The sequence below is a fragment of the Lutibacter sp. A64 genome (genome assembly GCF_022429565.1).
Lineage (GTDB): Bacteria > Bacteroidota > Bacteroidia > Flavobacteriales > Flavobacteriaceae > Lutibacter.
Genome location: NZ_CP092487.1, coordinates 898,198 through 911,242 on the forward strand (window position 1 = coordinate 898,198; position 13,045 = coordinate 911,242).

At 29.0% G+C, this 13,045-nt stretch carries 10 protein-coding genes; 6 read left to right on the forward strand and 4 right to left on the reverse strand.

Going from position 1 to position 13,045, the window contains the following annotated elements; genetic code table 11:
* Nucleotides 1-2: 2 nt before the first annotated feature.
* The 4 genes from MKD41_RS03600 to MKD41_RS03615 form a co-directional block, all read right to left on the reverse strand.
* Entirely contained in the window at nt 3-1,256 is a 1,254-nt protein-coding gene (locus tag MKD41_RS03600) for a DUF1015 domain-containing protein (RefSeq protein ID WP_240244073.1), read from the reverse strand.
* Between the two features lie 117 nt (nt 1,257-1,373).
* Nucleotides 1,374-2,324: a D-2-hydroxyacid dehydrogenase gene (locus MKD41_RS03605; RefSeq protein WP_240244074.1), complete on the reverse strand. Its 951-nt coding sequence runs from the start codon at nt 2,322-2,324 to the stop codon at nt 1,374-1,376.
* 20 nt (nt 2,325-2,344) lie between these two features.
* Entirely contained in the window at nt 2,345-3,415 is a 1,071-nt protein-coding gene (gene serC / locus MKD41_RS03610; protein WP_240244075.1) for a 3-phosphoserine/phosphohydroxythreonine transaminase, read from the reverse strand.
* A gap of 81 nt (nt 3,416-3,496) precedes the next feature.
* A complete protein-coding gene (locus MKD41_RS03615; RefSeq protein WP_240244076.1) occupies nt 3,497-4,558 on the reverse strand; it encodes an acyl-CoA reductase in 1,062 nt (353 codons plus the stop codon).
* Between the two features lie 45 nt (nt 4,559-4,603).
* Here MKD41_RS03615 and MKD41_RS03620 point away from each other — a divergent pair, with 45 nt between their 5' ends.
* The 6 genes from MKD41_RS03620 (at nt 4,604) to MKD41_RS03645 (ending at nt 12,986) form a co-directional block, all read left to right on the forward strand.
* Nucleotides 4,604-4,954 (forward strand): 4Fe-4S binding protein, encoded by a 351-nt coding sequence (locus MKD41_RS03620; RefSeq protein WP_240244077.1) that lies wholly within the window; start codon nt 4,604-4,606, stop codon nt 4,952-4,954.
* A gap of 100 nt (nt 4,955-5,054) precedes the next feature.
* Complete coding sequence (locus tag MKD41_RS03625; RefSeq protein WP_240244078.1) at nt 5,055-5,747, forward strand: copper homeostasis protein CutC; 693 nt, start codon at nt 5,055-5,057, stop codon at nt 5,745-5,747.
* Between the two features lie 323 nt (nt 5,748-6,070).
* Nucleotides 6,071-7,165, forward strand: a complete 1,095-nt coding sequence (ychF, locus tag MKD41_RS03630) for a redox-regulated ATPase YchF (RefSeq protein WP_240244079.1) — start codon at nt 6,071-6,073, stop codon at nt 7,163-7,165.
* A gap of 162 nt (nt 7,166-7,327) precedes the next feature.
* Entirely contained in the window at nt 7,328-8,230 is a 903-nt protein-coding gene (locus MKD41_RS03635) for a DMT family transporter (protein ID WP_240244080.1), read from the forward strand.
* A gap of 152 nt (nt 8,231-8,382) precedes the next feature.
* Nucleotides 8,383-10,236 (forward strand): DNA topoisomerase IV subunit B, encoded by a 1,854-nt coding sequence (locus MKD41_RS03640; protein ID WP_240244081.1) that lies wholly within the window; start codon nt 8,383-8,385, stop codon nt 10,234-10,236.
* A 77-nt stretch (nt 10,237-10,313) separates the two neighbouring features.
* Nucleotides 10,314-12,986 carry a DNA gyrase/topoisomerase IV subunit A gene (locus MKD41_RS03645; protein ID WP_240244082.1) on the forward strand — a complete coding sequence of 891 codons (2,673 nt, stop codon included), beginning with the start codon at nt 10,314-10,316 and terminating at the stop codon, nt 12,984-12,986.
* The last annotated feature ends 59 nt before the right edge of the window (nt 12,987-13,045 follow it).

The following is a 13,045-nucleotide window of genomic DNA, read 5'->3' on the forward strand; positions in this document are numbered from 1 at the left end:
ACTTATTCATTAATTTTATTAATTACTAAACCAGATCTTAACTTTGGTTCAAACCAAGTTACTTTTGGAGGCATAATATTATTTGTGTCAGCTATATTCATTAATTGATTCATACTAACAGGGTATAGGGCAAAGGCTACAGCCATTTCTCCACTATCCACACGCTTACTTAATTCAGATAAACCTCTAATACCACCAACAAAATCTATTCTAGTATCAGTTCTTAAGTCTTTTATATCTAAAACAGGATCTAGAACATATTTAGATAATACACTTACATCTAAACTATCAATAGGATTGTCATCATTAAAAGTGTTGTCTTTTGCAGCTAAACCATACCATTTTCCATCTAAATACATAGAGAATTCGTGTAGTCTTTCAGGTTTAACAATTTTTTCACTAACTTGTTTAATTGTAAAGTTTTTATCAATTTTAGATAAAAATTCATCTGTTTTTAATCCGTTTAAATCTTTTACAACACGATTGTAATCAATTATTTGTAACTGTGTATCTGGAAAATGTACAGCCATAAAAAAGTTGTAAGGTTCATTTCCAGTATGGTTAGGATTTTTTTTACGAAACTCTTCACTCATACCAGCAGCAGCAGCAGTTCTATGATGTCCGTCAGCTACATAGGTATTTGGTACTTTATCTTTAAAAAGTTGTTCTATTCTTTTATTAGTTTCAGCATCTTCAATTACCCAAAAATGATGTCCAAAACCGTCTTCAGCAGTAAAATCATATTCAGCTTTATTGTTAGTTACAATATTTTCAACAATTGCATCTATTTCTGGAACTGCTCTATAGGTAAAAAATACAGGTTCTACATTTGCTTCTAAAATTCGAGAAAGTACTTTTCTATCTTCCTCTTTATCTGGTCGTGTTAATTCGTGCTTTTTTATTACTCCATCAATATAATCTTGGCAAGAAGCAGCTCCTACAATACCATATTGTGTTTTACCATTCATTGTTTGCGCGTAAATATAAAATTTAGCTTCGTTATCTTGAATTAAATATTTTTTATTTTGAAAATTTTCAAAATTTGATTTAGCATGAAGATACACTTTTTTATCATGTGAGTCAGTACCTTTTTCTAATTCAATTTCGGCATGTGTAATACGTAATAATGATGCGGCTTTTCCATTTGCCATTTTAGCAGCTTCTTCAGAATTCATTACGTCATAAGGTAAACATGCAATTTCTTCTACAATTTCTTTAGGAGGTCTTAATCCTTTGAAAGGTTTAATGATTGCCATAACTAATAAGTAATTTATATTAAAATCTACATCAAAGATACAATTTTTAGCTTCTTTAAACTAAAAAAGACTGCCTTTTAAGACAGTCTAATTTAAAAAATAATTAAGAAATTATTATTATTTTAATATTTCAATAATTTGAGTTGCTAATTCGGTTCCAATTCTATCTTGAGCTTCACCTGTTGCAGCACCAATATGAGGTGTAAGCGATAGGTTATGATTCATTAATAATTGAATTTCTGGAGTTGGTTCGTTTTCAAATACGTCTAAAGCAGCAGCAGCAATTTTATTACTTTCTAATGCTTTTACTAAAGCAACTTCGTCAACAACACCACCACGAGCAGCATTTACTATAAATGCTCCCTCTTTCATTAATTCAAATTCTTTAGAAGATATTACATATTCTTTTTGTGCTGGGACATGTAATGATACAAAATCTGCTTGTTGTAAAACTTCTTCTTTGGTAATTGTATTTATTTCAAAAAATACTGATTGTCCATCAAAAAACTCGACTTCTAAATTTACATTGTCCATAAATGGATCAAAAGCTACTATATTCATACCAAGGCCTAAACCAATTTTAGCAGTAGCTTGTCCAATACGTCCAAAACCAATAATACCTAAAGTTTTACCTCTTAATTCAACACCTTTTGCGTATGCTTTTTTTAGTCCTTTAAATTTAGAATCTCCTTCTAAAGGCATATTTCTATTAGAATCGTGTAAAAAACGAGCCATTCCAAATAGATGTGCAAAAACTAACTCTGCAACTGAATGCGAAGAGGCTGCTGGTGTATTTATAACGTGTAAACCTTTTTCACGTGCATATTCTACATCAATATTATCCATACCAACACCACCACGTCCAATAATTTTTAAAGAAGGGCAATTATCAATAATATCTTTTCTAACTTGTGTAGCGCTTCTAACAAGAAGTACATCAATTTCATTTGTATTGATATAGTCTACCAATTGCTCTTGAGCAACTGTTGTTAAATCTACTTCAAAACCACTTAACTCTAATGCTTTGATACCGCTTTTAGCTATTCCGTCGTTTGCTAATACTTTCATTTTATTAAGATTTTTTTAGTTTATGAAACTTGTTTTTCAAGTTGTTGCATTACATCAACTAATACTTGAATACTTTCTATTGGCATTGCATTATAAATACTTGCTCTATAACCACCTACAGATCTATGTCCTTTAATTCCACTAACACCTGCAGCATTCCAAAGAGTATCAAAAGCTTCTTGGTGTGCTTCATTAGCTAAGGTAAAAGTAACATTCATTAAAGAACGATCTTCTTTTTTTGCAAAACCATTAAAAAGAGGGTTTCTATCAATTTCAGCATATAATAATGCTGCTTTTTCTTCATTTAATTTTTCTATAGCAGAAATTCCACCTTGATCTTTTAACCATTGTAGAGTTAGCATTGAAACATATACTGCAAAAACAGGAGGTGTGTTAAACATACTGTCTTTACTTATATGTACTTTATAATCTAACATTGCAGGAATTGATCTTCCAGTTTTACCTAGAATTTCATCTTTTACAACTACTAGAGTAGTACCTGCTGGCCCCATATTTTTTTGTGCACCTGCATAAATTAAATCGAATTTTGAAAAATCTAATTGGCGAGAAAAAATATCAGAACTCATATCACAAACTAACAAGCTATCTGTTTTTGGAAATTCTTTAAATTGAGTTCCGTAAATAGTATTGTTTGATGTTATATGTACATAATCAACATCAGTTGGTACAGTATAGTTTTTTGGAATATGATTATAGGTTGCATCTTTAGATGAAGCAAAAACATTTACTTCTCCAAATAATTTAGCTTCTTTAATAGCTTTTGAGCTCCAAGCACCTGTATCGATATAACCTGCTTTACCATCAACTTTCATTAAATTGTAAGCGGTCATTAAAAATTCTAAACTGGCACCACCTTGTAAAAAAAGTACCGAATAACCTTCTGGTAAGTTTAATAATTCTTTTACTAAATTTCGAGCATTTTCCATCACTTCAACAAATTCTTTGCTTCTGTGAGAAATTTCAATTAACGATAAGTCTATACCGTTAAAATTCACAACTGCTTCAGCAGCTTTTTTTAAAACTTCTTGTGGTAAAATACACGGTCCTGCACTAAAATTATGTTTTTTCATTTTATTATATAATATGAGTTTAGTTCAACAAATTTCGATAAAAAAAAATAAACTTACACGATAAATGTTATAAAAAAAAGGTTATAATTTTATTAAAAAATCAATTGTATCTACATTATCGGCATAATTCCATAATTTTGGGTGTTGAGTTTTACCGAATTTTACGAAATTTATAACGTTTTCGTTACTTACAATACATTGAATTTCTTCACTTTCTTTTGTTAATTTTTCTGAAAGGTTTTCAAAAGTATTATAATGCTCATAAAATAGCGTTGCAATAGGAGAAGCGTAATTTTTATCTTCTTTTAACATAACAAATCCGTTTTCTAAAATATTGAAATTACTCATTATATAAACAGCTTTATTATAGTCGTAATTATTTTCGTATTTTTTATAATTTATAATATCTTTAAATTTATAAAAAGCATTAAATAGTAAATCGAAATTGTAGTTTTTAGGTAAAAATAGTTTAGAAACACTTCTACATCCTAAACCAAAATATTGAAAAACATCGTTACCTAAGGCCTCTAGTTCTTCTTTGGTTTCATTTCCGGTTAAAATTGCTACAGAATTTCTATTTTTTCTAATTATTGAAGGGTATTTTCCAAAATAGTGTTCAAAATAACGTGCAGTATTATTACTTCCAGTAGCTATAACAGCATCAAAATTGGCTAATTTACCTTCGGTAAATGTTATTTTGTTTTTAAAATAAGCATTGTTACTTTCTAAAAATTTTGCTATTAATGGCAAAAAATGCTTGTCGTTAGATGATTGTTTAATTATAGCATTATTTCCACTGATTAAAACGGATAAAAAATCGTGAAAACCAACTAAAGGAATGTTTCCTGCCATAATAATGGCTATGGTTTTTGATTCAGTAGAATTTTTAAAATTATATTTAGATGTCCAAGTAGTTAAGTTTTCTTTAGTTAATGCTTTGTTCCAACTTTCTAAAGCTTTTAAAACATTATCTTTTGTAAACCAACCATTAAATTCTTGCGCTCTTTCAATTTGCATTTTAAAAGCATTAAAAAATAAGGTATTTGTTTCAGAAGTTTCTTTTTTAACAATTCCTTTAGTAGTAAACTGACCAAAAAAATCTCCAAGTTTTGCAAAAGCGTTAATACGTTGTTCTAAATTCATATTCAAATATAATTTTATATTTGCAAAAATAATGTAAATAATAGTATGGCAATAAAAATAACAGATGAATGTATAAATTGTGGTGCTTGTGAACCAGAATGTCCAAACAATGCAATTTATGAAGCTTCTGAAGAATGGCGTTTTTCAGATGGTACAGAATTAACTGGTAATGTAGTTTTACCTAACGGCAATAAAGTTAATGCTGATGCAGAACAAGAGCCTATTGATGATGAAGTATATTTTATTGTAACAGATAAATGTACAGAATGTAAAGGTTTTCATGACGAGCCACAATGCGCTGCAGTTTGTCCTGTAGATTGTTGTGTGCCAGATGATGAAAATGAAGAATCTGAAGCACAATTATTAGCTAAAAAAAGCTTTTTACATAAGGAATAGTACTTTTTGAATTGCACTTAGTTTTTAGTATAGAATTATTACAATTTTATATTGAGTTGTTGTTAATTTTATTCTTTAAATTAAAATGATACCAATTAAAATGACGTTTGAAATTTGTATAAATTCTGTTGAAGGAGCAATAGTTGCAGCAAAATATGGCGCAAAACGAGTTGAACTGTGTACTGCATTAAATGTTGGTGGGTTAACTCCAAGTTTTGGTTTAATTCAACAATGTGTTGAAAAATCTTCAGTAGAAGTTCATGTAATTATTCGTCCTAAAGAAGGCGGATTTACCTATGATTTACAAGATATTGAGTTGATGAAAATTGATATTTCTGAAGCAAAAAGGGCAGGAGCAAAAGGTGTTGTGTTTGGAATTTTAACTGTAGATAATACGGTTTCGAATTATAATAAAGAATTGGTAAACCTTGCCAAATCTCTTAATTTAGAAGTTACATTTCATAGAGCTTTTGATTTTATTTTAGACTATAAAACAGGGATACAAAAAATTATAGATGTTGGTTTTGATAGGTTGCTTACTTCAGGAACAAAACCAACTGCCATTGAAGGCATAGAAGTAATTAATTTTTTACAAAAAAACTTTGGAAACAAAATAGAAATTATGGCCGGAAGCGGGGTTAATTCAGAAAATGCATTACAATTAGCAGCTACTGGAATTAAAAATTTACATTTTACAGTTATAAAGTCAATTAACTTAAATTCAAAACTTTCAATGGGTGAACTTAAAGTTATTGATGAAGTTAAAATAAAAAATATTGTTGACTTATTTTAATTCTAAAAAATAAAAATATTTTAGATTTTTAATATATAATTTTATTAAAAAATATATTGATAAGTGCTAAAATTAGAAGTTTAATAGTTTTTTATTTCAGTGAGAAAAAGAAGGATTAAAAGTGGTATTTTTCTAGTAAAAGAACTGTTGAATGTAAGGTAAAATAGCATAAAAAAAATAAATGCTTTAAAACTTAAATCTTAATAGTATATTTGCACCGCTAAAAAACAGAATTATATAAAGAATACATCAATATGTTAGTTATCTAAAACAAAGATATATTTCAAATTGGTTTGTTGTTATTATAAAAATAATATATACATATGAAAGCAGGAATTGTAGGGTTACCAAATGTAGGGAAATCAACATTATTTAATTGTTTATCAAATGCAAAAGCGCAAAGTGCTAACTTTCCTTTTTGTACAATTGAACCAAATATTGGTGTAGTTAATGTGCCAGATCCAAGAATTACAAAACTAGAACAATTGGTAAAGCCAGAACGTGTTCAAATGGCAACAGTTGATATTGTTGATATTGCAGGTTTAGTAAGAGGAGCAAGTAAAGGAGAAGGTTTAGGAAATCAGTTTTTAGCAAATATTAGAGAAACAGATGCTGTAATTCACGTTTTAAGATGTTTTGATAATGACAATATTGTTCATGTAGATACAACTGTAGATCCTGTTAGAGATAAAGAAACTATTGATATAGAATTACAATTAAAAGATTACGAAACTTTAGAAAAAAAGTTAGAGCGTGTTAAAAAAACAGCGCGTACTGGAAATAAAGATGCTCAAAAAGAATTAGAAGTTTTAGAAAAAGTTAAAGCAGGTTTAGAAGCTTCAACTTCTATAAGAGCTATTGAACTTACAGATAAAGAACGCGAAGAATATATTAAACCATTGCAATTTATAACAGATAAACCTGTGTTATATGTTTGTAATGTTGATGAAAATTCTGCTGTTAAAGGAAATGCATATGTTGATGCTGTAAAAGAAGCAATAAAAAATGAAGATGCTGAAGTAATTGTTTTAGCTGTTGGAGTAGAAGCAGATATAATGGAGCTTGAAACTTTTGAAGAGCGTGAAATGTTTTTAGAAGATTTAGGTTTAATAGAGCCAGGAGCTTCTGTATTAATTAGAGCTGCTTATAAATTACTAAATCAGCAAACTTATTTTACTGCAGGAGTTAAAGAAGTAAGAGCTTGGACCATTAATATTGGCGATACAGCACCACAAGCTGCAGGTGTTATTCATACCGACTTTGAAAAAGGTTTTATTAGAGCTGAAGTTATTGCTTATGAAGATTTTGTAAGCTACGGAAGTGAAGCCAAAGTAAAGGAAGCTGGTAAAATGCGTGTTGAAGGTAAAGAATATATAGTGAAAGATGGAGATGTAATGCATTTTCGTTTTAATGTGTAAAACGCAATCATTTATAAAATTAAAAACGCTATTGATATTATTATTAATGGCGTTTTTTTATTTAAAAAAGAGCAATGTAGTATAGTGTATTTGGCCTTTGAACATCGTAAAAGGTTTATTTCTAATATTATTTATAATAAATCATCTGAGTATGTTTGCTAGATGAATTTTTCAAAAACAATAAATTCGGGAGTATTTATAGCAATTGTTGGAATTGTACTATTTTCAGCAAAGGCTGTATTAGTAAAATTAGCTTATCAATACAATGTTAGTGCTATTCATTTATTGTTATTTAGAATGCTTTTTGCACTTCCATTTTATATATTAATAGCATTTTATGTAAAACCTCAAAATCCAAATATAATTAAGAAAGTAGATTTTTTATGGATTGTTTTATTTGGTTTTATAGGGTATTATTTAGCGAGTTATTTCGATTTTTTAGGACTTCAATATATAAAAGCGGGTTTAGAGCGTATTATCTTATTTGTTTATCCAACATTAGTTTTATTAATTTCAAAAATAGTTTTTAAAACTATAATTTCTTTAAAACAACTTTTAGCTATTTTAATTACTTATTTTGGGGTTTTAATTGCCTTTTGGGGCGAACTAAATTTTGAAAGCTCTAATGTTATTTTAGGTGGCTTTTTGGTGTTTTTAAGCGCTTTAACCTATGCTATTTACTTAGTTGGTAGTGGTTGGTTAATTCCTAAATTTGGTGTAGTTCCTTTTACGGCTTATGCTATGATAGTTTCTACTATTTGTGTGTTAATTCATTACTTAGTTATTGACAGAACTAGTATTTTTGAGTATTCGTATCAAGTTTATGTTTTAGGCTTTTTAATGGCTGTTTTATCTACATTAATACCTTCGTTTTTGGTTTCTTTGGCAATAAAAAAGTTGGGAGCTTCAAATTTTTCAATTATAGGAAGTATTGGGCCAATTTCAACCATAATTTTAGCATATATATTTTTAGGTGAAAAATTATCGTTTTTGCAATTTATTGGTGCTTTTGTTGTAATTTTAGGAATTGGAATTGTATCTTCAAAAAAAATGAAATTAAAATGAATGTTGCAAATTTGTAAAAAAACTGAAGCATTTATATTTGTATATTTCATAAAATTGGCTTACAATTATTAAGCATAATTTAAGCTAACTTTTTTGCCTTTTTTACAGCAAAATGGTACATTAGCAAATCTTCAAGAATAGTATTAATATATATGGCAGAACAAACATCGTATACCGAGGATAATATTCGCTCATTAGACTGGAAAGAACATATTAGAATGCGACCTGGTATGTATATCGGGAAATTAGGTGATGGCTCATCTCCTGATGATGGTATTTACATTCTAATTAAAGAAGTTTTAGACAACTCCATTGATGAATATGTAATGGGGGCAGGAAAAACAATTGAAGTTTCAGTAAAAGGAGAAACAGTTACAGTACGAGACTATGGTCGTGGTATTCCTTTAGGAAAAGTAGTAGATGTGGTTTCTAAAATGAATACAGGTGGTAAATACGATTCTAAAGCCTTTAAAAAGTCGGTTGGTTTAAATGGTGTTGGTACCAAAGCTGTTAATGCACTTTCATCTTACTTTAAAGTACAATCTTTTAGAGATGGAAAAACAGTGCTCGCTGAATTTGAAAAGGGAACAATTACCCACGAAGAAAAACCACATGATTCTACAAATAGAAAAGGAACTAAAGTAACTTTTATACCAGATAAAAGTATTTTTACAAAGTTTAAATACCGAAACGAATATATTGTAAAAATGATTAAAAATTATGTATACCTAAACACGGGTTTAACCATAGTTTTTAATGGTGAAAAATATTTTTCAGAAAATGGTTTAAAAGATTTATTAGAAGAGAATATTGCAGATGAATTTATGTTATTTCCAATAATTCATTTAAAAGAAGATGACATTGAAGTAGCATTAACTTATAGTAAGGCGCAATATAGTGAAGAATACCACTCTTTTGTTAATGGGCAGCATACAACACAAGGAGGTACACATCAAAGTGCTTTTAGAGAGGCTATTGTAAAAACCTTACGCGATTTTTTTGGTAAAAATTATGATGCTTCTGATATTAGAAAGTCTATAGTTTCTGCAGTAAGTGTAAAAGTTATGGAACCTGTTTTTGAAAGTCAAACAAAAACAAAATTAGGTTCTACAGAAATGGGTGGAGATTTACCTACAGTTAGAACTTTTATTACAGATTTTGTAAAAAGAAATCTCGATAATTTTTTACATAAAAATCCAGAAATTGCAGATAAAATTCAAAAGAAAATTTTACAAGCAGAAAAAGAGCGTAAAGATTTATCAGGTATTAGAAAACTTGCAAGAGAACGTGCAAAAAAAGCAAGTTTACACAATAAAAAATTAAGAGATTGTAGAGTTCATTTAAATGATTTAAAAAAAGATAATCGTTTAGAAAGCACTTTATTTATTACAGAGGGAGATTCAGCAAGTGGGTCTATTACAAAATCTAGAAATGTAAATACACAAGCGGTATTTAGTTTAAGAGGTAAGCCTTTAAATTCATACAATATGAGTAAGAAAATAGTGTATGAAAATGAAGAATTTAACCTTTTACAAGCTGCATTAGACATAGAAGATGGATTAGAAAATTTGAGGTATAATAATATTGTAATTGCAACGGATGCTGATGTAGATGGTATGCATATTAGATTGTTGTTAATTACATTCTTTTTACAATTTTTTCCTGAATTAATAAAAGAAGGACATCTTTATATTTTAGATACGCCGTTGTTTAGAGTGCGCGATAAAAAACAAACATTTTATTGTTATACTCCTGAAGAAAAACAAGAAGCTATTAATAAGCTAAAAGGAAAACCAGAAATGACCCGATTTAAAGGTTTGGGTGAAATTTCTCCAGATGAGTTTGTGCATTTTATTGGAGGAGATATTCGTTTAGATCCTGTAATGCTTGATAAAGAAATGTCTATAGATAAATTATTGGAATTTTATATGGGAAAAAATACACCAGATAGGCAAAAATTTATTATTAATAATTTAAAAATAGAATTAGATATAGTTGAGGAGTAATAACTTAATTATAAGTTTTTCGAACCCAATAAATACTAAATATCAGATACTAGCTACCAAATACTATATAGAATACAATGCAAGAAGAGAATAACGAACCAAATAAAGAAGAATTTGGAAACCAAGAGACCATCACGAAGGTAACGGGTATGTATAAAGATTGGTTTTTAGATTATGCATCTTATGTAATTTTAGAGCGCGCAGTTCCAGGAATTAGAGATGGCTTTAAGCCAGTACAACGTAGAATTATGCATTCTATGAAAGATTTGGATGATGGGCGTTATAATAAAGTTGCAAATATTGTTGGACATACAATGCAATACCATCCACACGGAGATGCTTCTATTGCAGATGCTATGGTGCAAATTGGTCAGAAGGATTTGTTAATAGATATGCAAGGTAACTGGGGAAATATTTTAACCGGAGACCGTGCAGCAGCATCACGTTATATTGAAGCGCGTTTATCTAAATTTGCTTTAGATGTTGTTTTTAATCCGAAAACTACACAATGGCAAGCATCTTATGATGGTAGAAGAAAAGAGCCTATAGATTTACCCGTTAAGTTTCCAATGCTTTTAGCACAAGGTGCTGAAGGTATAGCAGTTGGACTTTCAACAAAAATCTTACCCCACAATTTTAATGAGTTAATAGATGCTTCTATAAAACATTTAAAAGGAAAAAGTTTTACATTGGTGCCAGATTTTTTAACTGGTGGAATTGCAGATGTTTCTAATTATAATGATGGGAAAAGAGGAGGGAAAATTAGATCGCGAGCTAAAATATCTCAACTCGATAAAAAAACATTAGTAATTACAGAAATTCCTTTTGGAACAACAACTTCTAGTTTAATAGAATCTATTTTAAAAGCAAATGATAAGGGAACTATAAAAATAAAACGAATTGAAGATAATACAGCTGCTAATGTTGAAATTTTAGTGCATTTACCAAACGGAATTTCGCCAGATAAAACCATTGATGCTTTATTTGCTTTTACTAATTGTGAAAATTCAATTTCCCCATTATGTTGTGTTATTGAAAACAATAAACCTGTATTTATTGGAGTATCCGATATTTTAAGACTCTCAACAGATCATACAGTAGAGCTATTAAAACAAGAGCTTGAAATTCAGTTAAATGAATTAGAAGAACAATGGCATTTTGCATCTTTAGAACGTATTTTTATAGAAAATAGAATTTACCGAGATATTGAAGAGCAAACAACTTGGAAAGGTGTAATAAAAGCTATTGATGAAGGTTTAAAACCTCATATAAAACATTTAAAACGTGCTATTACAGAAGAAGATATTGTACGTTTAACTGAAATTCGTATCAAAAAAATATCAAAATTTGATATAGATAAAGCTAAACAATTTATTGAAAGTTTAGAAGACAAGATTGCAGAAGTAAAATATAATTTAGAACATTTGGTTGACTATGCAATTGATTATTTTAAAAACTTAAAAGTAAAATACGGAAAAGGAAAAGAACGTAAAACTGAAATCCGTCTATTTGATGATATAGTTGCTACAAAAGTAGTAATGAGAAATACAAAACTATATGTAAATAGAGAAGAAGGTTTTGTAGGTACTTCATTAAAAAGAGATGAATATGTAGATGATTGTGCTGATATAGATGATGTAATTATCTTTAGAAAAGATGGAGTTATGATGGTGACAAAAGTAGATACCAAAACTTTTGTAGGTAAAGATATAATTCATGTTGCAATTTTTAAGAAGAATGATAAACGCACCGTTTATAATATGATTTATAGAGATGGTAGAAGCGGACCAAGTTATATGAAACGTTTTAATGTTAAAGGTGTTACACGTGATAAGGAATACGATTTAACAAACGGAAGTAAAGCTTCTGTTGTACAGTATTTTACTGCAAATCCAAATGGAGAAGCAGAAACAGTAACGGTTCATTTAAGAGCCGTTGGAAGTATAAAAAAACTAAAATGGGATATTGATTTTTCTGATTTAGCAATTAAAGGTAGAGGCGTAAAAGGTAATATCGTAACAAAATATGCTATTAAAAAAATTGAATTAAAAGCAGAAGGTGTATCTACTTTAAAACCTCGTAAAATTTGGTTTGATGAAACTGTACAACGCTTAAATGTTGATGATAGAGGAGAACTTTTAGGTGAATTTAAAGGTGAAGATAGATTGTTGATAATCAATCAAAAAGGTATTGTTAAAACAGTTAAACCAGAACTTACCACACATTTTGATACTGATATGATTGTGCTTGAAAAGTGGGTTCCAGAAAAACCAATTTCAGCAATTTATTATGATGGTGAAAAAGAACGTTACTACATTAAACGTTTTATGATTGACAATCCAAATAAAGAGGAAGTATTTATTTCTGAACATCCAAAATCACATTTAGAAATTGTATCAACAGATTATAGACCGATGGCAGAAATTCAATTTTCTAAACGTAATTTAGATGATATAGAAGTGAATTTAGAAGAGTTTATAGCTGTAAAAGGAATAAAAGCTCAAGGGAATCAATTAACAACAGATAAAATTAAAAACATAAATATGTTAAACCCTTTACCTTATGAAGCACCTGTTGTTGATGAAGTTGAAGTAGTGGAAGAGGAAGTTATTGATAGTTTACCCATAGAGGTAGAAATTCCTGAAGTTAAAAAATCTATAGTTGATAAAAATAAAAAGAAGCCAACAATAATCCCACCTAAAAAAAAGATAGATGATGAAGATGATCCTGATCAAATAACACTGTTTTAGTGCTAAAATTTTCTAATTCTAGCACTAAATTAAATGAAGAATTTAGGTTTGACTAGATA